The organism is Clostridium sediminicola, assembly GCF_050402865.1.
Lineage (GTDB): Bacteria > Bacillota > Clostridia > Clostridiales > Clostridiaceae > Clostridium_AF > Clostridium_AF sediminicola.
In genome coordinates this window covers 29,261-51,395 of the sequence record NZ_BAABMF010000014.1, presented here as the reverse complement: position 1 = coordinate 51,395, position 22,135 = coordinate 29,261, and the positions used below count along the sequence as shown (strand labels likewise).

General features: G+C 27.4%; 22 protein-coding genes and 1 pseudogene. 5 read left to right on the top strand and 18 right to left on the bottom strand.

The genetic code is table 11. The features are described 5' to 3' along the window. Positions 1 to 4: 4 nt before the first annotated feature. Together ACQ3F0_RS19140 and ACQ3F0_RS19135 are read left to right on the top strand one after the other, a co-directional pair. Positions 5 to 640 carry an ABC-2 transporter permease gene (locus ACQ3F0_RS19140; RefSeq protein WP_428867191.1) on the top strand — a complete coding sequence of 212 codons (636 nt, stop codon included), beginning with the start codon at positions 5 to 7 and terminating at the stop codon, positions 638 to 640. Position 641: 1 nt separating this feature from the next. Next, positions 642 to 1,298, top strand: coding sequence for an ABC-2 transporter permease (locus ACQ3F0_RS19135; protein WP_428867189.1), 657 nt, complete (start codon positions 642 to 644; stop codon positions 1,296 to 1,298). A 67-nt stretch (positions 1,299 to 1,365) separates the two neighbouring features. On the opposite strand, the gene ACQ3F0_RS19130 is transcribed toward ACQ3F0_RS19135, so the two are convergent. The 5 genes from ACQ3F0_RS19130 to ACQ3F0_RS19110 all read right to left on the bottom strand — a co-directional run bounded on the left by ACQ3F0_RS19130 (position 1,366) and on the right by ACQ3F0_RS19110 (position 5,425). Next, positions 1,366 to 1,986 carry a hypothetical protein gene (locus ACQ3F0_RS19130; protein ID WP_428867187.1) on the bottom strand — a complete coding sequence of 207 codons (621 nt, stop codon included), beginning with the start codon at positions 1,984 to 1,986 and terminating at the stop codon, positions 1,366 to 1,368. A 30-nt stretch (positions 1,987 to 2,016) separates the two neighbouring features. Then, on the bottom strand, positions 2,017 to 2,733 hold the full coding sequence (locus ACQ3F0_RS19125; protein WP_428867185.1) for a DUF624 domain-containing protein: 717 nt from the start codon (positions 2,731 to 2,733) through the stop codon (positions 2,017 to 2,019). A gap of 35 nt (positions 2,734 to 2,768) precedes the next feature. Then, the gene (locus ACQ3F0_RS19120; protein ID WP_428867183.1) at positions 2,769 to 3,458 is read right to left on the bottom strand and encodes a tetratricopeptide repeat protein; all 690 of its coding nucleotides are present in this window, start codon (positions 3,456 to 3,458) and stop codon (positions 2,769 to 2,771) included. Positions 3,459 to 4,200: 742 nt separating this feature from the next. Next, the gene (locus ACQ3F0_RS19115; protein WP_428867181.1) at positions 4,201 to 5,013 is read right to left on the bottom strand and encodes an NADase-type glycan-binding domain-containing protein; all 813 of its coding nucleotides are present in this window, start codon (positions 5,011 to 5,013) and stop codon (positions 4,201 to 4,203) included. Between the two features lie 187 nt (positions 5,014 to 5,200). Continuing rightward, positions 5,201 to 5,425 carry a Spo0E family sporulation regulatory protein-aspartic acid phosphatase gene (locus ACQ3F0_RS19110; RefSeq protein ID WP_428867179.1) on the bottom strand — a complete coding sequence of 75 codons (225 nt, stop codon included), beginning with the start codon at positions 5,423 to 5,425 and terminating at the stop codon, positions 5,201 to 5,203. Between the two features lie 216 nt (positions 5,426 to 5,641). Between ACQ3F0_RS19110 and ACQ3F0_RS19105 the strand changes: the two genes are divergently transcribed. Further along, positions 5,642 to 5,887: a helix-turn-helix domain-containing protein gene (locus ACQ3F0_RS19105; RefSeq protein WP_428867177.1), complete on the top strand. Its 246-nt coding sequence runs from the start codon at positions 5,642 to 5,644 to the stop codon at positions 5,885 to 5,887. Positions 5,888 to 6,022: 135 nt separating this feature from the next. Continuing rightward, the gene (locus ACQ3F0_RS19100) at positions 6,023 to 6,241 is read left to right on the top strand and encodes a helix-turn-helix domain-containing protein (protein ID WP_428867176.1); all 219 of its coding nucleotides are present in this window, start codon (positions 6,023 to 6,025) and stop codon (positions 6,239 to 6,241) included. Between the two features lie 26 nt (positions 6,242 to 6,267). Here ACQ3F0_RS19100 and ACQ3F0_RS19095 read toward each other — a convergent pair whose 3' ends face one another. The 3 genes from ACQ3F0_RS19095 to ACQ3F0_RS19085 form a co-directional block, all read right to left on the bottom strand. Beyond that, on the bottom strand, positions 6,268 to 8,445 hold the full coding sequence (locus ACQ3F0_RS19095) for an EAL domain-containing protein (protein WP_428867174.1): 2,178 nt from the start codon (positions 8,443 to 8,445) through the stop codon (positions 6,268 to 6,270). Between the two features lie 191 nt (positions 8,446 to 8,636). Further along, positions 8,637 to 9,650: a UDP-glucose 4-epimerase GalE gene (galE, locus tag ACQ3F0_RS19090; RefSeq protein ID WP_428867172.1), complete on the bottom strand. Its 1,014-nt coding sequence runs from the start codon at positions 9,648 to 9,650 to the stop codon at positions 8,637 to 8,639. Between the two features lie 190 nt (positions 9,651 to 9,840). Continuing rightward, positions 9,841 to 10,950, bottom strand: coding sequence for a phosphotransferase enzyme family protein (locus ACQ3F0_RS19085; RefSeq protein ID WP_428867313.1), 1,110 nt, complete (start codon positions 10,948 to 10,950; stop codon positions 9,841 to 9,843). A 343-nt stretch (positions 10,951 to 11,293) separates the two neighbouring features. Between ACQ3F0_RS19085 and ACQ3F0_RS19080 the strand changes: the two genes are divergently transcribed. Beyond that, positions 11,294 to 11,590, top strand: a complete 297-nt coding sequence (locus tag ACQ3F0_RS19080) for a DUF4339 domain-containing protein (RefSeq protein WP_428867171.1) — start codon at positions 11,294 to 11,296, stop codon at positions 11,588 to 11,590. A gap of 174 nt (positions 11,591 to 11,764) precedes the next feature. On the opposite strand, the pseudogene ACQ3F0_RS19075 reads toward ACQ3F0_RS19080, so the two are convergent. The 10 genes and pseudogenes from ACQ3F0_RS19075 to ACQ3F0_RS19030 all read right to left on the bottom strand — a co-directional run. Further along, positions 11,765 to 12,115 (bottom strand): annotated as a pseudogene (locus ACQ3F0_RS19075) (methyl-accepting chemotaxis protein); the annotation flags it as partial. 403 nt (positions 12,116 to 12,518) lie between these two features. Continuing rightward, positions 12,519 to 14,582, bottom strand: coding sequence for a methyl-accepting chemotaxis protein (locus ACQ3F0_RS19070; protein ID WP_428867169.1), 2,064 nt, complete (start codon positions 14,580 to 14,582; stop codon positions 12,519 to 12,521). Positions 14,583 to 14,672: 90 nt separating this feature from the next. Continuing rightward, on the bottom strand, positions 14,673 to 15,164 hold the full coding sequence (locus ACQ3F0_RS19065) for a chemotaxis protein CheW (RefSeq protein ID WP_428867168.1): 492 nt from the start codon (positions 15,162 to 15,164) through the stop codon (positions 14,673 to 14,675). A gap of 313 nt (positions 15,165 to 15,477) precedes the next feature. Then, positions 15,478 to 16,515, bottom strand: coding sequence for a methyl-accepting chemotaxis protein (locus ACQ3F0_RS19060; protein WP_487250445.1), 1,038 nt, complete (start codon positions 16,513 to 16,515; stop codon positions 15,478 to 15,480). Next, positions 16,497 to 16,658, bottom strand: a complete 162-nt coding sequence (locus ACQ3F0_RS19055; protein ID WP_428867167.1) for a hypothetical protein — start codon at positions 16,656 to 16,658, stop codon at positions 16,497 to 16,499. The genes ACQ3F0_RS19060 and ACQ3F0_RS19055 overlap by 19 nt, the downstream gene beginning before the upstream one ends. 100 nt (positions 16,659 to 16,758) lie before the next feature. Beyond that, positions 16,759 to 18,021 carry a helix-turn-helix domain-containing protein gene (locus ACQ3F0_RS19050; RefSeq protein WP_428867166.1) on the bottom strand — a complete coding sequence of 421 codons (1,263 nt, stop codon included), beginning with the start codon at positions 18,019 to 18,021 and terminating at the stop codon, positions 16,759 to 16,761. A 97-nt stretch (positions 18,022 to 18,118) separates the two neighbouring features. Beyond that, positions 18,119 to 19,414: a helix-turn-helix domain-containing protein gene (locus tag ACQ3F0_RS19045; RefSeq protein WP_428867164.1), complete on the bottom strand. Its 1,296-nt coding sequence runs from the start codon at positions 19,412 to 19,414 to the stop codon at positions 18,119 to 18,121. A gap of 248 nt (positions 19,415 to 19,662) precedes the next feature. Then, entirely contained in the window at positions 19,663 to 19,839 is a 177-nt protein-coding gene (locus tag ACQ3F0_RS19040) for a YtxH domain-containing protein (protein WP_428867162.1), read from the bottom strand. A 306-nt stretch (positions 19,840 to 20,145) separates the two neighbouring features. Continuing rightward, complete coding sequence (locus tag ACQ3F0_RS19035; RefSeq protein ID WP_428867161.1) at positions 20,146 to 21,069, bottom strand: ribonuclease H1 domain-containing protein; 924 nt, start codon at positions 21,067 to 21,069, stop codon at positions 20,146 to 20,148. 1 nt (position 21,070) lies between these two features. Beyond that, complete coding sequence (locus ACQ3F0_RS19030) at positions 21,071 to 22,114, bottom strand: YkvA family protein (RefSeq protein WP_428867159.1); 1,044 nt, start codon at positions 22,112 to 22,114, stop codon at positions 21,071 to 21,073. Positions 22,115 to 22,135: the final 21 nt, after the last annotated feature.

The window sequence follows — 22,135 nt, the reverse complement described above, 5'->3', positions numbered from 1 at the left end:
AATAATGTTTAAATTAATATTCAAAGATTGGTCCTTAATGATTGAGAAATACTCTATTGTAATGTTGATTTTCTTTACTTTAGTAATACTTGCTTCAGGAAATTTTGATCTAACATCTAAGATTAATATAATACTTGTTTATGGTGCTTTCTTAATACCAATAACATCATTTACTAATGATGAAAGACAAGGTACAGATATATTTTTAGTTTCTCTTCCTCTAACTAAAAGTGACTTGGTATTATCAAAGTATGTTGGACTGCTTTTGAATCTATTAATAGGTATGATATCTGTTTTTATTATTTCCAAAATAGGAACATTCATAGGCTTTACCAGCTGGTCATTTGTCGACTTTAATAAACTTATTAAATCTGCAGCTGGAATTATAATAATGAGCTCAATTCTATTTCCTGTAATTTTCAAGTTTGGCTATAACAAAGCAAAGATATTTAATATGATAGTATTTATTAGTATATTTTGTTTTTTCAACTTAATTTTTAGTGATAATACATCTTCTAGTTTAGTAAAACTAATGAATTCTCCATTCATCAGTTTTGGATTTTTCCTTTTGGCTGGTATCATGTTTTATGTTTCAATAAATATTTCACTTAAGATTTACGATTTAGGAAAGGAGCGATAAAATGCTGAATTTATTATCTAAAGACTTGATTTTAACTACAAAATTTAATGTTTTTATCCTTTTATATCTGGCAGTTATTTCATTTTGGGGAGCCACTACCCCTATGTTATCTTCTTTGATATATATTATTATGATAGTTTTGACTGTGTATATTTTCAGCTTATATTCTAATGGATATGAGGACAAAAATAACTCATATATAATGTTAAATAGTCTTCCCTTAAATCGTGCTCAAATTGTTTTATCAAAATATTTTTCTTTGTTGATATACACCTTAGTTGGATGCAGCTTATTAATAATATTAACTAGAATATACCCTCTTCTTGGATTTAATTTAAAAGGACGCCCTGCAAACCTTACTGATTGTACAGTGGCATTTATAATAATATGTATTGGTTTTTCATTTTACTATCCAGTTTATTTTAAATTTGGAGGAGATAAACTTAGATTTTTTAATACTTCAGTCTATCTGACATTAATTCTTTTACCAACTTTAATAAAAAAAGTTATTTCCTTTGACAAATTCATGAGTTTTACTAAATGGATCTCCACATTTAATTTAGATGTTATTAAGATAATTTTTCTTTTAATATCAATTAGTTTATTAATTCTTTCGTCCTTTGTGTCTGTTGTTGTTTTTGGTAGAAGAGATTTATAGGGGACGGTTCTCAACTTTTTAACTAGTATTAAAAGTTGAGAACCGTCCCTAGCGTGTCCTAATTAAATTAAGTAGTAAATATATAATCAAAAAAATCTACTATTTGTTCTTGTCTAGTTGAGGATAAAGGAACACATACAATATACTCTCCATTAGTATATTCTGATTTATTAAATATTTTGTTTCCTTCTAGATAGACTCCAAAAATTTTACCATCCTTCTCCACTAACTTAACTCCATTTAAATCTAAATTATCAATCTCCCCTAAATCAAAAAAGAATTCTTTAGGCTCATATTGTTTAAAAATTTCTTTATGCATTAATATCACATCCACTTGTTGAGTTGCAATTTTAGCCATAAATTTTTGAACCATATTATAATCCATTTCTAACATGTTATTATTTTGTTTTTTAGTTAAAGAATAATAATCCACATAAGCTATTTTTTTATTTTCATTTTCTCCATATATTAATGAAGTTATCTCTTCATCAATTTCATTAATCTCATCAGCACTAAGATATCCCCCTATTACTGAAACATTGAATTCATATTCTTTAGCAGTTATCATATTATGTATAAATGATCCCACCACAATTATTACTATTAAGCTTCCAATTATGTGTAATTTATAATAATCCCAAATATACTCTCTTTTTTGTTTTTTTGTCATTTTACTTAAATCAACCATTATACCATTCCTTCTATTTATGTAGACTTATTATTGAAGTAGGTTATCTTTATCTTCATCTTTATCATTTTGGATAGTTTCTAAATTTTCTTCAATATCATTTAATATTCCTTTTTCAAGATACATTATCGCAAAACAAATTAAGCTTGCTATAACTAACATTAGATAGCTTATTTTAAAAACCATATAACCTAAAATAACAACTATACCCAAATTAGTTAATGCTATATGTATATTCTTTATAAAATATTTTATTGATATTCGTAAAAGGTCCTTTACTTTAAAATAAAATCTTGAAATAATAGGAAAAATAAATAACCCTAGCGATACTACAAATACTCCTAATATTTGTGCTAATATTAATAAAATCTTGGAATTAAAATTTGTTTTAACATATATGATATCAATATATACTATAGTTAATGTGATAATATATAATAACCAATAAAAAATTCCTTCGAAAAAATTAGTTTTATAGGCTTTAAAAAAGAATTTCGTGAAATTAATATCTTTTTCACGGACTATTTTTCCCATACTGCTCAATAAAGCTATCAATGCAGGTCCTATCGGAATGCTTGCCAATAAAAAGAATAAGGTAAATCCCGGTTGTGGATTTAACATGAAAGTAATGAATATAAAAATAAATGGTATATTTAGTAATACAAAGTAAATGTTCCCTAAAAGAAACCAATAAAGATAATTAGTTATAGTAAAAATAGGCCCTTCTCCGAACTGTCTTTTATTCATATAACCCTCCTGAAAGTTTTATTTAATTTAGTTAATTATTTTATTTCCGCAATTTTATTTTCGATATCTTCTTCTGTCAAAGTACACAAGAATGAAATTTTTGTCTCCAACGCTTTATTTAACATTTCTACCGCTTGCTCTTTCTTGCCTTGTTCTAAAAGAACTAATCCATAATTGTAAAAAGGCTCTGGAAAATTAGGTTTTTTTTCGAACAATATTTCATAAATTTCTTTTGCTTTATCGTATGATTTATTTAGATAGTAGCTCTGCCCTAAATTATCTAGTATTACATTATCAGAATTATCGTAATCGTATGCCTCCAAATTAAATTCCAAAGCTTTATCATATTCACCGTTCATCATATAAAAACATCCTAGATTTTGGTATATATACGTAGCTTTAATATTGTTATAATGCAGTTCTTCAAGTATATTTATCGCTTCATTCAAATCCCCTTTTTTGTATTGAATAACAGCTAAGTTTCCTTTTAGGATTATCTCATCTTTTACACTTAGTTTTATTTTTGATATTTCATGAAAAATTTTTTCTGCTTCATCAAGTCTTGCGTTTTTTAATAATAAATTGCCATATATAAGTCTTGTATTATTTGAAGCTAACTTAGGTTGTGAAGCTTTTTTATAATTTTCAATGCATTCCTCTATTTTACCTTGAGAATATTTTCTATTTCCTTTTATTTTCATAATCCAAGAATATAAACTAAACATCATTATTCTCCTAACTTCAATTACTTTATTATGTTCAATTATCTCAATATTATATTAATATTTTAATGCTATCACTATTATATCAGTATTTCAATTGGATAAACTTACAGAATTAAATCTCTATTTTTGGTGACGGTTCTCAACTTTTTGTATTAAGTAATGAGTGATTAAAAAAAATACAAAAGAGAAGAACCTGTTTTAGAGGAAGATTTTAGAGTAAACTTTCTACGAAAGACAAACATACTATTGCTATGTCTGTATATATTCATAACAATCCAAAAGATATTAGAGGTTACCGAAAAACCGCAGAAGAATATAAATTCTGCAGCTTTGGCATTTATGCTGGTAAAACTCAAAATAAGCATGACATTCTTGATCCTCTTGTTATATTAAGTTATTTCAGCAATAAAATCACACTTAAGAGAAATATCTCTTATAAAAAAATCATTACATATGTTAGTACTAAACTCGGAATCAGTAGTTATAATCTATATATTAAATATAACAGGAATTCCTGTGAGTTTTGAGCATTTTGTATCTATCTTATGCGTTGTTTCGGAAATCTAAAATTATATGATTTCGCTTTTACATTCACTTACTTTTATTTTGTTTATGCTGTGTACAAGCTATAAAATTCATACATTGTAATAAATCCTTAGCTTAATACAATTTAATTTTTCATTGTATATATTCACTTTTAGTAAATTTTTGAGTAAAAAATAGATAAAGTTAAGAACAGTCCCTATTTCTTATAAACGAATTTTAGTTCTGAAATACAAGTGTCTTCATATTTCGAACCTTCGTAAACCGCTAAAATTGTTACAGTAATTCCAGTTGTTTCATAAGTTTCAGGAAATTTTATTAAAAACCCATCATTATAATTATCATTAAAGTCTACATAAAAGCTTTCATAATCAGCAACATCTATTCTCAAAGTTTTTGGACGATTGTTCTGATAATATAGCTCTTCAGTTTTTTTATAACCATTTTGAATAAGAATTCCATTAATCTTTTTAGGAGAATTCAACTTAATCTCAATCCATTCGCCAACACCATCACCTTCAACCCCTTCATTCCATGCAGTACTATTTTTGAAATCATTAATATAGTCTGCTGGATATGATTTACCTTTATATATTAAGTGTGACGATGAGTTATTATTGTATTCTTTATAAATGTTATAATCATCTAAAGATATTTCTGACTTTTCAATAGGTGTTAATGTTATTATACTAGTATTCTCCGTTTTAGATTTATCAATATTTTCATCTCCCTGGGAGTCAATATCGTTACTATTGCTGTTTTGCTGTTTTTTTGATTCACTGGTTTCAGTAGATTTATCAATTTTTGTAGAGAAGTTATTGTCATTATTTGATGAACTTGCTAACCATTTACTAGAAGTTACACCATATGCAATAGCAAAAACAATTACTGCTGCAAAAATTACACTTATAAAAATTTTTATAGTTTTATTACTCCTCTTAGATTTCTTATTTTTGTTTCTTCTATTTTTTCGACCTCTTCTATTTCTATGATAACTTTCATTATTGTCCATCTTATCAACTCCATCAAGTATATTTATTCTGAATCCACTGCTTATTTTATTTTATTCGACAATATTTTTTATTTTCCTTCTTAATATTTTTTTCTTAATTAAAAAAAAGTGGTTTCTAAATACCACTGGAATGAAGAGATTTCAAAATACATCAATGTTAGGACAAAAACTAATGATCTAATTTTAGTCATATATGGAAAACATTATTATTTGTTATTTTCATATATATTATTATTAATCTATCTAATAATTGACTTATATATAAAGTTTCTTTTTGGCATTGATTAGGTTGTATAACTAAATCATTCAATATATCTCTAAATGCTTCTATAAATATTTCCAGTTCTTTTATAGTAATCATCAAATCTAAAATAACTTTTTTCTCTACTTCTTTTATTTCCTTAACACTCACCTAATCCTCCTCCAAAACTCTATCTAAATTAAACTTAACTAATATCTTGTGAGATTATATAACAAATCATTCATAATAATATAAAAAAATTGTTTTTATTATAAATTTTTCCACTATACTATATTATAACAAATTTTTCTTATGATGACTATAGTCTGTAGACTAATTTTTACATTTATTTTAAAATTAAAGTTAAAGGATAAAGGAGATGAGTATATGAACATAGCAGAAGCATTTTCGATACAATTAAAAAAATATAGAAAACTTCAAAATTTAACCCAGGAATCGCTTGCTCTCAAATCCAACCTCGATAGGACTTATATCAGCCTATTGGAACGTCAAAAAAAAAAACCAACATTAAATGTTGTATTTAAAATTTGTAACTCTTTAAATGTTAGTACTAGTGATTTCATAAAAGAGATGGAAGAATATATGAAATCACCTATTTTTGAAATGAAATAATGATCAAATTTGCTAACAAAATTATTTATGGATAAATTTAACTTGTTTATTACAACAAAATCTATTATATAATTATAATATAAGAAATTATACTCTCCCAATATAACTACACACTTTATTTCTGGAGATGGTAATATGGATACTAATACTAAGTTAGCAATATCTTTAAAAAAGTATTTAACTGATAAAAATCTATCTTTAGATGCTTTATCTACTAAAAGTGGTATTGAAAAATATTACATTAAAGACATACTTACATGTAAAGTTGACCCTTCATTGGATATATTAATGAAATTATGTCATTCACTAGACATAGAATTAAGTACCTTAATCAAAGAGATTGAAAGATTTTAAAAAATAGCCTTGATAGCTTTTTATTCTTATATGTCTAAATTTTTAATAATTGAAATTATAAAAGCTAAAGTTCCATTTACATCATAAATACATTCACTATACCATTGACATCGAACAATACCGTTATTTTTTGTGATATTATTATTGATTGAATTTATATTTGTGCCACTTAATGTTTTGTGAACAAAATTTAATATTTCTTCCTCAGAAGATTTATGCGCTAATAATTCTAAAATATTTTTCCCAACTGCTTCAGTTTCGGTCCATCCAAATACTATTTCTGCATGCTTATTCCACTCTTGAATTATCATATCCTTGTTCCATTTTATAAATGCTAATGGAGCATTATAAAACATCATTTTATAAGCATCATTTTTTACCATAATTTCTTTAGTATCATTATAAATAGGGGTTTTCCCTATATTTTTTTGCTCGGAATAATCTATACACCTTTTGTGAAAAGAAAACTCTTTAAAAAATAATTTTTCAATTTCTTTAGCTTCGCAAGGTTTACTAATAAGAAATCCTTGTAGCATATCACAATTTTTATTTTTCAGAAATTCAAACTGTTTTAAATTTTCAACACCTTCTGCAACAATATTCATTTGAAGATTTTTTGCCATTGCAATTATTGCTGAAACCATTAAAGCAGTATCTACGTTTTCATTTATTTCACTTACAAAAGCCCTATCTATTTTTAATGTATCCAATTTTAAATCTTTTAATTTAGTCAAAGATGAATATCCTGTTCCAAAATCATCCATAGCCCACTTAATTCCCATTTTCCCAAGTTCATTTATTATAGCCAAAGTTAAATTAAGATCATTTATGGCAACACTTTCTGTTATCTCAAACTCTAAGTTATTGGGATTTACACCTGTATCATTTATTATTTTCTTTACATTCTTTACAAATGACTTCTGTTGAAATTGCTTTGGAGATATATTTATAGACATAGTAATGCCATCAATTCCTTTATCATTCCAACTTTTAAGCTGCATAGCTCCCTGCTCAATAACCCACATTCCTAAATTAATTATTTGATTGCTCTCTTCAGCTAAAGGTATAAAAATCCCTGGTGAAATAAACTTCTTTTCAGGATGTATCCACCTAAGTAGTGCTTCAACTTTTATAATTTTTTCAGAATTAGCATCTATTATAGGCTGATAATATAATACCATTTCATTATTTTCTATCGCTTTATTCAAATCTTTTTTCAGTCTTATTGTTGACTCAATATCTGGATTATACAAGAAAATATTTTTATTCGACATATACCCACTTTTCATAGAAATACGCAATTTTTGAATTAACGAATCGCAAGACCTTCCTTGTTCAGGATATACTGCAATTCCCATACTCAGTACAATTGACAGTTCAGTATCATCTATATATATGGGATTACTAAAAGCATCTTCAATTTTATTGCAAATCTCAACTATGCTTTCTATGCTTGAATAATTAAAAATTCCCAAAAGAAATTCATGATCATTTAAAAGTATATTTACATCTTTTTTAGAGACATGTTTTTTGATTATAGTATCTAAAATTCTTAAAATCTTATTTAATCTAGCTTGTCCACTAATTTCATATATTTCATCTATATTTTTTATAACAATATATACAACTCCATATTGATTACCCTCTTCTTTAAGAAATTCTTCAATTTTCATCTCTAAAAATTTTAGATTATACAATTCTGAATCTTGGTGTCTATAACATAAATCCTTTAATTTTTTCTCCGAATTCTTTATTTCAGTAACATCAAGACATGTGCCACCAATAAGCATTCCATGCTCATTACTATTAATAGGAAATTTTGTAGTCCAAAGTACTCTTACTTCTTTTTTTTTATCATCGTAAATCTTATTTTCATAGCTAACTATTTTATTTTGTAGTACTTCCTTATCTAAAGTACTGAAATTACAATTATTGGACATAGGCATTTTATTATCATAATGGTTAACTTCAAAAAAAGTTTCTTCTTCATACTTTAAGAGATTTTTCAAATAATTATTAACAAAAATTCTTTCCCCTTTAGAATTTTTTATAAACATACCAGCCCCAATGTTATCTGAAAATTGTTTGAATTTTTTCTCACTATCTTCTAAAGCTGTTTCTAATTTAATCTTTTCCTCCGAGTCTTTTTTTGAAGAAGTTAGATAATTTTTTATGTTTTTTGATTTCATACTATTTTTACCCATATTTCCTCCAATTTGAATATAATTTTTAATAATATTATAATATACCCCTTACTATTTTGTCAATTTAAAGTAATTAGTAGAAATTATAGTAATATTAAATTTTCATATCATTTAAATAACTCTTTTTATCTTAAGTTGAAACAAATGCTTAAAATTTTTCAAAAAAAACCGACCTTATTGGGTCGATTTTTCTATTCTCCATATCCATTAGGGTTCTTTGATTGCCAACGCCACGAATCCCTACACATATCATCTAATGTTTTAATTGCTTCAAATCCAAGTTCCTTCTTTGCAAGAGTATTATCTGCATAGCATGCTGCTATATCTCCAGGTCTTCTATCTACAAATTCATATGAAATATCCTTACTTGATTCTTTTTGAAACGCTTCAATCATCTCTAGAACACTATACCCTTTTCCTGTACCTAAGTTATAAGTAACTATTCCTGGATTGCTGTTTAGTTTTTGTAATGTCTTCAAATGTCCTATAGCTAAATCTACTACATGTATGTAATCTCTAACTCCAGTTCCATCATGTGTTTCGTAATCACTTCCAAATACACTAAGTTTTTTTAGTTTACCAACAGCAACTTGAGATATATACGGAACCAAATTATTCGGAATTCCATTTGGGTCTTCACCTATCATTCCACTTTCATGAGCTCCTACTGGATTAAAATAACGTAAAATTCCTATATTCCAACTACTATCAGATTTATATAAATCCCTTAAAATCTCCTCTATCATTAACTTCGTTCTCCCATAAGGATTAGTTGCACTCAAAGGAAATTCTTCATTTATAGGTACTGTGTGAGGATCCCCATAAACAGTTGCTGATGAACTAAATACTAAATTATTCACATTATATTTTTTCATAATTTCACATAAATTCAATGTACTAATTATATTATTATTATAATACTTAAGTGGTATAGTTACCGATTCTCCCACAGCCTTAAGACCAGCAAAATGTATAACTGAATCTATATTATTAGATTTAAAAATATCTTCTAGAGCTTTTTTGTCAAGCAAATCTACTTCGTAGAATTTAAAATCTTTGCCTGTAATCTTCTTAACTCTCGACAAAGCTTCAATATTACTATTAATAAGATTATCAACAATAATTATTTCATATCCTTCTTTTAGTAATTCTACACAGGTATGACTTCCAATATAACCTGCACCACCTGTTACTAATATCACCATATAATACCTCCTGTTATTGTGAATAAATACTATTTAAACAAAAACATTTTTTAACGATATATAAATTATTTATTAGGGTTATTTGTAAATTCGTCCCATATACAACAATACTTTACCATGGTTTGATTAAGATTGTAAAGATTCATATTTTACTTATTTATACAGTCCTTTAGTTACTACAGTTAATAAACTAAGCTAAATAATTTACGATTTTCTTCATTTCTTCAAATTTTTCTTCCATATCTTCCACCATCTTAAACTGTGTTCTAGCTCTGTCTAAATTATGATTTTTCCTATGAATTTTGAAGTATACATCCCCATTAATGTAATCCGTTAAAAATCTCATCCCACATTCGAAAGTCATAAGTTTAGCTGAAAAAGGTAAGTGTTCTAATTCTATTTTAGAAAGAGCCTGCCCAAAAACTTCAAGATAACCTTTTGTATAGCTTTCAAATAGATTAATATCCATGCACACTTTTGATAAATCTCTTTCATCTTCTTCTGCTGGGTTTGCTCCAGAGCGTATAGAATCCCCAAAATCATATAATGATAATCCAGGCATCACCGTATCAAGGTCCAGAATGCATATTCCTTCTCCTGTAATATCATCAATCATGACATTATTAAATTTCGTATCATTGTGTGTAACCCTAGTTTTAAGTTTCCCTTGCTTTTGAAGACTTATAAGAACATCAGTCTCTTCAGCTCGTTTCATAACAAAATCTATTTCATTTCTAATATATTTAACCCTATCCATTACATCATTACTAACTGCCATTAAGAAATCCTTATACCTTTTTTTAGTATTATGAAAATCTGGTATACTCTCGTGTAATGTTTTAACTGGAAAGTCTAGAAGCATTTCCTGAAACTTTCCAAGAGCCCTTCCTGCATTATAAAAATGGTCTAAATTTTCAACTACTTGATATGTTTTAGCACCTTCAATAGCAATATAGCTTCTCCAATAGTCACCTTCACTACTTTTATATAAATTACTACCATTTATCGTTTTAATTACATTTAGAGTCTCACGGTTACAATCTCCTCCTTGTTCGATTATCTTTTTCCTTAAATGATTAGTTACATTCTCAATATTTTCCATTAAGTTTTTAGGAGATTTAAATACATCTATATTGATTCTTTGAATTATATATCTATGAATTAAATTATTTTCTTTCTTAAAATGTACTTCAAAGGTATCATTAATATGTCCTTTACCAAAAGGTTTTACATCTATAAATTCACCCACAAATACAAACTTGTCAACAATATCTTTAAAAATAAAATAATCTTTATTAATCATTTATCCCTCCATTATGATTTAAAGCTAAAAATGACTTTTTTAACTCCTCGATATCTTAACATTAAATATTATACCATATTTAGTCTTTTTTTGTATAAAGTACTTTTGTAAAACTTCTGTATTTGTATAAAAATTGGTATTTTTTTAAATAATAAGCAATATATTTCTACAAAATTTAATTTAGGCAAATTTTAAATACTAAATTCAGTGTATCTATAACAAATAGAAAATATTATTTAAATTTTTTTCTGTATTTGACAAAAGCAGATAAATTACATCGTAGTAAATTTATTGAAATTAAGGTATAATTTTTTTAGGAGTTTTATTAAGAGGTGATTATATGATAGAAAAGAAATGGTTTTATTATTTGAATGAGCATAAATATGGTCCTTTATCAGAAAATGAACTTAAAGAGAAATTCAAAATGAAAGAACTTGAGCATATTACGTTAATATGGAAAGATGGAATGACAAGTTGGCTACCTGCACACAAAGTAGATATCTTCTTGGAATGCTTGAACTTACCTGAAGAATTCAAGCTAAAGAAAGCCAAGCTTTCTATTCAAAAACTTTTTTTTGTAATTTTAACATTAGCTTGTGTATCAATACTAGCTTTTTTAGCTATTAGTAAGTTTTAGTACAGAAGGGGACGGGTCTCAACTTTCTGCAAAGTTGAGATCTGTCCCCTTCTGTTTTCAAATTAGTTTTAGCTTAATTCAATTCTAGATAAATGTGTTATATCTTTGTCTCTATTTTCAATATTATTAGTGGTATCACTATTATTCTTTTTAAGTTTAAATGCGTTAATTTGCTATTTGATTAACACCGATGGCTTGTTCATTAGATGCTTCCGCAATATCATTTACTAAATTTGTAGCTTTTGAAACACCTTCAACTATTTTATAAAGAGCCTCTGCTGTATTGTTAGCAATTTTAGAACCCTCTATTAATGCTGTTGTTTCTTTTACTGCATTTGCTGAGCGCGCTGCAAGATTTCTCACTTCTTCTGCAACTACCGCAAAACCTTTACCATGTTCTCAGGCTCTTGCAGCTTCAACCGCAGCATTTAAGGCAAGTATATTTGTTTGGAATGCTATTTCATCAATATAATTTGCAATCCATGTACCAGATAAAAAATCTTCTGACTCTTTTATATCCTTAAGTCTTTCTTTCACCGGTTCATATAATGGATGTGTTCAAATCTTTTCTCTACGACTAACTCCTTTTATATACTCAGTTATTTGTTTATTTGTTACAGATTGATTAGATATGATTTCAACTGCCTCAAATACATTAGATATATCATCAACTATTCTTTTCGAATTTAAAGATATTTTTTCTTCAATATCTTTTCTTAACTGATTTTTCGTATTGTCACTCCTCTGATTATGCTATCTAATAAATATTGAAATTTATTTTTAAATTACTAAGTTGTCCTAAAAATAGGGCACCAAAATCGATGCCCTACTATCCTACAACTTCTATTTTATATAATGTACCTTTTAAATCTTCCTTAAGAAGTGACCCTTTCACTTTTCAAGAATCGTACCATCTTAACGTCCCCTATTAATATTTATCAAATTCATTATCACTTAATTCAATTTTTACAGGTTGTGTTAAATCTTCATTTTTGTTATCAAATTCCTTAGAAACACTATTATTCTTTTCCCTCATACTTTCAATCATTTTCAAAACATCAGGGTTTAAATCCTTCAATTCTTTCATTTTTTCAAAATCGGATGATTGATTATTTTTTTTAAGTTTAAATGCACTAACTTGTTCTTTAAGCATTTCAGCTTGGCTTGAAAGCTGTTCACTTGCAGAAGCCGTTTCTTCAGATGTTGCCGAAGTAGTTTGTACAACACTTGCTATTTGATTAACCCCTTGATTTACTTGATCAACCCCAATAGCTTGCTCATTTGATGCTACCGCAATATTTCCTACTAAATTTGTAGCTTTTGAAACACCTTCAACTATTTTATAAAGAGCTTCTGCTGTATTGTTAGCAATTTTAGTACCATCTTGAACTTTATCAATAGAGCCTTCTATTAATGCTGTTGTTTCTTTTGCTGCATTTGCTGAACGTGCTGCAAGATTCCTTACTTCCTCTGCAACTACTGCAAATCCTTTACCATGCTCTCCAGCTCTCGCAGCTTCAACTGCTGCATTTAAAGCTAATATGTTAGTTTGGAATGCAATCTCATCAATAACCTTAATGATTTTTGAAATATTTTTTGAAGAATTATTTATTTCTCCCATTGCTTCTAACATTTTCTGCATTTCTAGATTACCTTCTGCAGCATTCACTTTAGCTTCCTCAGTAATCCCCTTTGCTTCATTAGCATTTTCCGCATTATGTCTTGTTTGTGAAGCAATTTGTTCGATAGAAGCTGTTAATTGTTCGATAGAACTTGCTTGCTCAGTAGCTCCTTGGGATAAAGCTATACTAGAATCAGATACTTGTCTAGAACCCGAAGCAACTTGTTCCGAAGCTTCATTAATATTCGAGAGTACTTCATTCATATTATTTGCCAAAGATTCAAAAGCCTTAGCCAAATCACCAACTTCATCTTGTCTATTTAAAAATACTTTTGGAATGTCTATAGTAAAATCACCACCAGCCATCATTTTACTATGCTCTGTTGCTTGCTCTATAGCTTTCATATTTTTTGCTATAATAAAATAATTTAAAGCAATTAATGCTAAACAAGCAATTATAAATGAAACAATTAAATTTAGTATTGTACGATTTAAGGGAGTCATCATCTCATTTTCATTTACAAGAGATAAAACTGCCCATCCATTAATATTTATTGGTTCATATGCCAAATAATATTTTACTTCATTATAAGTTACTTTTTTGATATCACTTTCTCCATTAAGAGCCGCTGTTACATATTCTTTTAAAACGCTATCATCTGTAGCTTTTTCATTAATTACTTTAGAGGAATCTTCTGTGTAAATATACGTCCCCTCAGCTGATACTAAAATATTTTTTCCTTTTTTCCCAATTTTATATTGCTCCATGATACCCGGTATACTGTCTAATGCTATAGACGAACTCACTACACCAATTATTTCATTATTGTCTCGTATAGCTTGTACTCCTGTAACCATAACTTCTCCTGTCGCTAAATCCTTATAAGGGTCAGTAAATCCTACCCCATTAGTAGAATTTGCTATATTATACCACGGTCTTACCTTAACATCATAATCTTTATTGGATATTTCTCCATTGTCACCAATAAAAAAGTTTGTTTCGTAGTTTGCAATCCATGTAACCGCCAATAAATCATTGGATTCCCTTATACTTTTAAGAGTTTTTGCTATAGAATCATGCAATGGGTGAGTTATAATTTCCTCTCTATTACTAACTTCTTTCAAATAGCTTGTCAATTCGTTATTTGTTGCCATTTGCTTTGTAATAGCTTTATTTTGTTCAAATATTGTTGCTATATTGTTAACCACCACTTCTGAAGTCAAATCTATTTCTCTTTCTATATCTTCTAATAATTCTGTTCGTACACTATTATATATAAGAAATCCAGTTATAATAAATATACTTACTATAGATATTGCAATCATCGCACTTAATTTTCTGGCAATTTTTCTTTTAAAAAATTTCAACATTTTAAGTCCCCCTTCTAATTTCATCATATTACAATTATTTACGAGCATTATATTTATAATCAATAAGCTTTGAAACTTCGTTATCTAAAATCATAAATTCGAGAGACTATCTACTACTTCTTCATCTAATAGTTTTTCACAATCTAAAATCAATATGATATTATTTTCTATTTTTCCTATATTTTTAATATACTTTTTCCCTGATTTATTGATTTTTGGCGGCGAAATAATATCTTTATCTGGAATAGAAAGAACTTCTGATACTTCATCAACTATTAGCCCTATAGCTATTTTCCCAGTATCTATGACAATAATACAGGTTCTGTCATTATACTCTACTACATTTTTTTTGAATTTCACCCTTACATCCATAACAGGAATAATGTTTCCCCTTAAATTTATAATTCCTTTTATATATTCTGGCAATTCTGGAACTTCTGTAACTGGTTGAATTCCGACTATTTCTGTAACATGCAAAATTCCAATACCATATAATTCTTTTCCCAATGAAAAAGTAAGAAATTTACCCTTTTGTGTATCCTCATTTTGTTCAAACTGCTCTTCAATATTTTTTCGTCGCATAATGTCACCCCTTTTCGCGTTTGTTTAATTTTTTTTTAAATTATATTAAAGATACTATTATTTAATATTATATTATATAATTTAAACTATTCCAAGACATTTGTTACATATTAATGAACTTTTTATGAATTTTTGAACTTTATCATTCTCATAATTTTCTTAGTAATCTTTACATTACGGCTATTATAATATAGCTAAACTAATACGCTAAATATTATTAAATATAAATAAACTAATTTCTAAAAACTTAGTTTCAAGTTTTCAAAAATTAGTTTTCTTAATTTCTTTATAAATCAATAAGAATAATTATCTACTAGTACTTCTCAAATTCTGAATCACTTAATAAGATTGTCTGTACATCATCCTTTGTTTTTTCTTTTCCAGATTGAATACAGATATCCTTATATTCTATACTCATATCTTGGAGAATTCTAAGTACTTGAGGATTAATCTCGTCCATACCTTTATAATCAAATGTTTCATTTTGATTTTTTAGTTTAAATTTACCCACTTGATTTTTGAGCATTTCTGCTTGACTTAAAAGCTCTTCACAAGCTGAAGCTGTTTCTTCTGATGTTGCAGAAGTATTTTGTACAACATTAGCTATTAGATTTATTCCTTCATTTACCTGATTAACTCCAATAGCTTGTTCATTAGAAGCAACTGCAATGTCTCCCACTAAATTTGCCGCTTTTGAGGCACCTTCCACAATTTTATAAAGAGCTTCCGCTGTATTGTTAGCAATTTTAGTACCCTCTTGAACATTGTTAATAGAACCTTCTATTAATTGTGTTGTTTCTTTTGCTGCATTTGCTGAACGTGATGCAAGATTTCTTACTTCTTCAGCCACTACAGCAAACCCTTTCCCATGTTCCCCTGCTCTTGCAGCTTCAACTGCAGCATTAAGAGATAATATATTTGTTTGGAAAGCAATTTCATCAATAACTTTAATTATCTTAGAAATATTTTTTGAAGATTCATTAATTCCTTCCATTGCTTCCAGCATTTTTTGCATTTCAACATTCCCACTCGCTGCTCCTACTTTAGCTTCCTCTGTAATTTCTTTTGCTTTATTTGCATTTTGTGCATTTTGTTTTGTTTGAGCAGTTATCTCTTCTATAGTCGCTGTCAATTCCTCAACAGAACTTGCTTGTTCTGTAGCTCCTTGAGAAAGCGCTACACTTGACTGAGAAACTTGTTCTGATCCTGAAGCCACTTGCTCTGCTGCAGTATTTATATCCGATAAAATTTCATTTAAAGAACCAATTATATTATTTAAAGAAGTTTTTATTTCAGCAAAATCTCCTTTATATTCTATCGTTGTCTCTACCTCTAAATTACCATTAGATATTTCAGTAAGTATATCAACTTGCCTTCAGCTAGGTTTTCTATATCTTCAAGAAGCTTATTTACTTCTACCTTTTGGTATTTTGCTTGCTTCTCAGCAACTTTTGCAGCTTGTTTTACATCAGTATGATCAATTATAGATTCCATAGCCCCAATTATCTCACCGCTATGATTCTTAATTGGGATATTAGTTGTTTTTGAATTTTTATAATACCTAAAAACACAAAAGAAGCCTTTCGGCTTCTTTTTATAGTTTATCTTTAATATTTCTAGCTAAAGTAAAATATTTCACTGAATCATTTACATTTTTCATATCATAATAAAACTTACCCATTTCCATGTATCTAAAATATATTTCTTTTAAATTGGCAAATTTCTTTAAGAAATCTAAGGAAAGATTTAAATACATTTCTGCATAATATAAGTTTTTCTGCCTTATTAAATATTTTGATTTAAAATAATAAGCTCGTTCAATTAATCTTTCTCTATCTATTTGAATTGCTAAATCTAATGCAGTTTCTATATATGTAGACGAATCTTTATCCATATCAAATTCAATCAATATTTCAATAGTTTTTATCAGAAATTCTGCATACTTTTCCTTTTGTGTTTTATCATATTCTGCTACTGACATTTCTATGTATTCTAACCCTTTTTCATATTGCCCTGTCTTAATAAATTCAATTGCAAAATCTAAAGAAGCTTCTGCTTTACGACATTTATCATTATCATAGCACTCGTATGTTAATTCAATATACTTTTCACATTTTGACTTGTCCATTCTTATTGCCAAAACTCCTAATATTTGAGCTGTTTGTCCTTTAGTTATTTTACAGTCTACCTTTTTATTTAACTCCTCTAATAACTTTCCTAGTTCAAATGCTTCATTATAGTTTTTTAAATGAAAATGACACATTAATTCATAATAATTAGCTTGATTAATAAGCTTGTCATTATTTAATCCTTTTTCTTTTAATTGTTCTTTAATAGATTTATAATAATTTAATGCTTGAACATATTCTCCACTTTTATAAAAATATGTTGCAGCATCAAAATAATAAACCATCATATTATGCTCAGATGTTTTATTACTAAGCTCATAATGTAATCTAAAAATGTCAATCACTTTACAAAAATTCTTCTTTTCTATCATAAATTCAAAAAGTTTATGAGTTAAATCAAAACCCAAAAAATAAAATTTGTTTTTATGTGCTAACTCAGCATATTCCATAAGTTTTTTTATATAGTTGTTTTCATCGAAATTTATATTTTTTTCAATTTGGGTAATGTTTTCTACTATTTGTTCATCAATACCCTTCTTTAATTTTAAATAGTCAATACCTAATTTTTTTGACAACGTTTTTAATATCCATTCTTCTGGTTTAACTTTACCATTTTCAATACAGCTGAGTTTTGATACAGATAAGTCTTTTCCACATAGATTTTTTAATGTTAATCCTTTATATACTCTTGCTCTTTTTATCTTTTCCCCTACGGTTAAAACTTCCATCAAATCACCACTATCCCAATAAACTTATATTTTAAAGATTGGCTAAAAAATTTCGTTATTATTTGTGTAAATATTATTTTAACAATCCTTAAAATTCTTACAGAATACCTAAATCCTTAAATTTTTCTACTCCTGAATTCAAGAATCTTGCTGCTGCTTCACTATTTCCTATCTCTATATAAAATTTCCCTGCTTGAATAGATATATCAGCATAATCTTCTTTAAGCTCTTTTTCTTCTGCAAACTTTAAAGCTTCCATTAAAGTATTTTCAGCTTCTATAATATCGCCTTCTAGCATATCTATTCTATGCTTTAATGTATAATACTGTATCATTTTATTTTCATCTATTTTGTTCGAAGTGTTTTTTATATTTTCCAAAGTTTCTTTTGAATTTTCTACATCTTTTATTTTTATATAGTTTTCACAAATATTTATTAGTGTTTCTATGAATTTATCATCTTGATACTCAGATCTAATTTTAGCAGCAACTTTATAATGAATAAATGATTCTTCAACATTATCAAATTCGTAAAAAAGTTTCCCTAAACTATTCTCAATTTCTGAAACATAAAGCAAATCATCTACTTCTCTAAAAATCTTCAATGCTTTATTTGAATATTCAACCGCTTCGTCAATATTACCATTTTTATTTGAACTTTCGGCTAAAAGTAACAATGATTTTGCATATTCTTTTTTATTGCCCACTTGTTCAAACTTTTGCTTTGCAAGAAATGAATAATTAACTGATTTTTCCACATCATCCAGTTTGAAATAAGTAACTGCTATATAATAATAAATTTGCCCAATGGTAAGATCATGAGTTAGGTGGTTATCTAAATACACATTTTCTGCTTGTTTAAAATAACTACAAGCCGAATGGTATGCTTTCATATCCAGAGTAATTCTTCCTAACTTAATATATGCTTTTACTATATCTTCGAAAAAATTGTACTTGATAAATATAACATTAGCTGAGAGAAATAATTGTTGAGCTTGTGCATGATTATCTCTCAAAAGTTCAATTTTTCCTTTTAAATAAAGTGCTCTAGCTTTTTTATATTCCAAAATATACTTATCCGCATAAAATAAAGAGCTCTCTATGTATTGCTCTGCAAGGTCAAAATTCCTGGTTAGTATATGTGAGTCCGCAATATTTTCAAAATAACCACAAATTTTCTCAGCTTGACTCTCTTCTGTTTCCATCAAATATTCAATAGATACATTCAGGATATCAGCCAAATACTCTAATAAATCCATACTAGGATTTGATTTACCTGATTCTACCAAACTGATTTGTCCTGGAGTTATTCTGTCACCAGCTAAATCTTTAAGTGTCATATTAAGTTCTTTTCTTCTTCTTTTAATTTTCTCTCCTAAAGACAGTATCTCCATACTCTAATTACACTTCCTGTTCATATAAATTTGGAATTAAGTTTAAAATCCAACATATATTTTAAACTTAATATTATTTTTTCTTTCAAATATTTAGCCTTATAGCTCCTTTTTTAATGAAATTGAAAGAAGGCCTTAAATTAACTATAATTATACCATAATAAAGTATTATTCTGCAAAATAATAAGAAAATTATTCCATAAAACATAAAAAGAAGAGCTATAACTCTCCTCTTTTTATGTTTTTGGTTATTTCATGTAGTTCATCATACTATCATATACATCTTCAGCAGTATTTAGAAATCTTTTACTACCACGAATTATTCTTTTTCTTGTAGATCTTTTCATTTTTGGTGCAGCCATAAGTCCTGCTGCTGCGCCTATTACAGCTCCTGCTGTTATACCTTTTATAAATCTTGCACGCATTTTGCTCACTCCCCAAGTTAATTTAGTTGCAAGTTTTAAATTATAAGTTTTGTATTCCTTTCAATAAAACGAAAGCTATTGACTCAAAATAAATATTCTTCCCCTTTTACGAAGTAAAAACACCTTATTTTAGCCAGTAAAGTAATTCCTTAACTAAGTTAAGAAATTTAACATAAACTTAATTAATTAGCTTTCTAAAAAAAACTTCTAAACTTACCACTACTACTTACAACTTGTATAAAAATTTTAACTAAAAATTCTTATATACCTAGTTTGTGTATTTTTCATGAAAAAATGCAATTCTATTTAGATTAATTCCAAAATAATATTGTGTAATTTTTCCCTATCTAATCCTTGTAAATATTCTTTAACACTTTCTTTACTATCAATTTTTTTTAGATTATAAATTATTTTAATAATTTCATCTAAATCTTCTTTTTTTTCTTTTTCACATTTATTATAATTTGTATCTACAATTTCTATTCTTTCACTTAACTTTGTTCCAATTATTTTTTCTATATTAGTTTTTTGTTTTTCATCTATAACTTTTAAATTTTCATTATTTAAATATCTTTTAATTTCACCAGTTGATTTGATTCCAAGTGCATACTTTGCTAATTCATCTGCCATTTCATTAAACAAATCTCCTGTGTGACTATCAACTTTTACAAAAGATACATTAATATAGTTATCCTTCATCAATTTGTTGATTTTTTCATAATACTCAACTGATGATGTTTCTTTTCTCTCCCAAAACCCTGTAGCATGATATGCTACACCAACATAATCGTGAAATATAGCAATTTCATTAATACTATTATCTTTTGCAAATTCTACAGCTTTTATCGCTCCTTCTAGTTCGCCAGCAACTTGTCTGTTATTATCCTCTTCTTTATTTTTGCAAGCTTTCATATCTAAATGATATATAACTCCTTTATACGTTATAACAAGCCCATATGAATATGCTTTTGTATCATTATGATAACTTCCATCTACATATGCGTGGAAAATATTCTCATTATATGTGTCATCCTTTTTATTTAGCAATTTATTACCAAGTTCTAAAAATTGAAGAGCTTCTTTTTCTGTTTTAAAACTTTTATATTTAGCCCCTTTAACCCCTTTTACAGCCGAAGAGCACTCCTTCCATGTTTTAAAAATTTTATCTTTTATCTCTTCTTTTGTTTTAGGATCAATCCCATATTTTACAGCATAAAACTTTGTTGTCATCCTATCTTCTCCTCTTTTTTTTGCGAATTGAAAATACTGTTTTAATAATTTTAATAGCCTTATCTTTTCCTAGAAAAGCACTAATATATTTGCTTCCTTCTCTTACCTTTGCTATTATATCATCATCACCCTGCCAGTTGTCAAAAACAATTTCCTTGTCTAAATTTTTTAGTATTTTTTCTAAAACTATAAACACTATTGCAACATCGTCTATTTGACCTAGTATAGGAATTGCATCTGGTATTATGTCTATTGGCAGTGCTAGATAAGTTATTAACCCACCAATCATAGCTCTAGTCTTTAAATTGATTCTCTCATCTTTAATTAGCCTGTATAGCAAAACAATAATATCTGGTATTATCAATACATATTTAGTTATTTTTTTATATTTTTCTGGCGTTTTATCTTTAAACTCTACTCTTATTTTTTGATATGCTTCATTTTTATTATTAGTATTTTTATCTTTAATATTATCCTTCTCCTTATCATCATTGCTATCAGAAGATTCCTCTTCATTACTATTAATTTTGTCACCATTATCTGAAGAATTACCATTTAATAATTCTTTTTTTAGCTCGTCCAGAGTCATTGCTTTTTTATCTTCAGAATAAACGATTTTATTTAGTTCTAATTCCATTATATTATTGAAAAGGAATATATGTTTTATTATAAAATCAACTTGCGGTATCATCCTAGACATTTTATTAAAGTCTATTTTTAACAGTCCATCTTCAAATCCTATACCTACACTATCCGTATTAGCAAGTCCTTTTTTTAGTACCAAGTTAATAAGAGGCATACATATAGGTATCACTCCAACTTTTGCACTACATATTTTCACACTAAGAATATTGTCCACTGCCCCAGCAAAAGCAACTGCTGCTTTAAATCCAATTTTAATTTTTTTATTATATGACCCATAAATATTTAGGCTATTATCAATTTTAATTTTGCTTATTTCTAATCCTTCTTCTTCTATATTCTCTTTTATCATTCCTAATAAATCATCTTCAGTTAATCTTACTACTACGTTCGATATGTTCATTGCCGTTCCCCCTATTTATAA

What these genes read in the sequence shown, in the direction of transcription:
- galE (WP_428867172.1), bottom strand. Translation starts at nt 9,650, where the DNA reads ATGGTGATATTAGTAACAGGTGGTGCAGGTTATATTGGAAGTCATACC.
- ACQ3F0_RS19080 (WP_428867171.1), top strand. Translation starts at nt 11,294, where the DNA reads ATGATAGAAAAGAAATGGTTTTATTATTTGAATGAGCATAAATATGGT.
- ACQ3F0_RS19120 (WP_428867183.1), bottom strand. Translation starts at nt 3,458, where the DNA reads ATGTTTAGTTTATATTCTTGGATTATGAAAATAAAAGGAAATAGAAAA.
- ACQ3F0_RS19140 (WP_428867191.1), top strand. Translation starts at nt 5, where the DNA reads ATGTTTAAATTAATATTCAAAGATTGGTCCTTAATGATTGAGAAATAC.
- ACQ3F0_RS19105 (WP_428867177.1), top strand. Translation starts at nt 5,642, where the DNA reads ATGAACATAGCAGAAGCATTTTCGATACAATTAAAAAAATATAGAAAA.
- ACQ3F0_RS19030 (WP_428867159.1), bottom strand. Translation starts at nt 22,114, where the DNA reads ATGAACATATCGAACGTAGTAGTAAGATTAACTGAAGATGATTTATTA.
- ACQ3F0_RS19100 (WP_428867176.1), top strand. Translation starts at nt 6,023, where the DNA reads ATGGATACTAATACTAAGTTAGCAATATCTTTAAAAAAGTATTTAACT.
- ACQ3F0_RS19125 (WP_428867185.1), bottom strand. Translation starts at nt 2,733, where the DNA reads ATGAATAAAAGACAGTTCGGAGAAGGGCCTATTTTTACTATAACTAAT.
- ACQ3F0_RS19045 (WP_428867164.1), bottom strand. Translation starts at nt 19,414, where the DNA reads ATGGAGATACTGTCTTTAGGAGAGAAAATTAAAAGAAGAAGAAAAGAA.
- ACQ3F0_RS19035 (WP_428867161.1), bottom strand. Translation starts at nt 21,069, where the DNA reads ATGACAACAAAGTTTTATGCTGTAAAATATGGGATTGATCCTAAAACA.
- ACQ3F0_RS19115 (WP_428867181.1), bottom strand. Translation starts at nt 5,013, where the DNA reads ATGGACAATAATGAAAGTTATCATAGAAATAGAAGAGGTCGAAAAAAT.
- ACQ3F0_RS19095 (WP_428867174.1), bottom strand. Translation starts at nt 8,445, where the DNA reads ATGGGTAAAAATAGTATGAAATCAAAAAACATAAAAAATTATCTAACT.
- ACQ3F0_RS19050 (WP_428867166.1), bottom strand. Translation starts at nt 18,021, where the DNA reads ATGGAAGTTTTAACCGTAGGGGAAAAGATAAAAAGAGCAAGAGTATAT.
- ACQ3F0_RS19065 (WP_428867168.1), bottom strand. Translation starts at nt 15,164, where the DNA reads ATGCGACGAAAAAATATTGAAGAGCAGTTTGAACAAAATGAGGATACA.
- ACQ3F0_RS19070 (WP_428867169.1), bottom strand. Translation starts at nt 14,582, where the DNA reads ATGTTGAAATTTTTTAAAAGAAAAATTGCCAGAAAATTAAGTGCGATG.
- ACQ3F0_RS19135 (WP_428867189.1), top strand. Translation starts at nt 642, where the DNA reads ATGCTGAATTTATTATCTAAAGACTTGATTTTAACTACAAAATTTAAT.
- ACQ3F0_RS19130 (WP_428867187.1), bottom strand. Translation starts at nt 1,986, where the DNA reads ATGGTTGATTTAAGTAAAATGACAAAAAAACAAAAAAGAGAGTATATT.
- ACQ3F0_RS19040 (WP_428867162.1), bottom strand. Translation starts at nt 19,839, where the DNA reads ATGCGTGCAAGATTTATAAAAGGTATAACAGCAGGAGCTGTAATAGGC.
- ACQ3F0_RS19055 (WP_428867167.1), bottom strand. Translation starts at nt 16,658, where the DNA reads ATGGAATCTATAATTGATCATACTGATGTAAAACAAGCTGCAAAAGTT.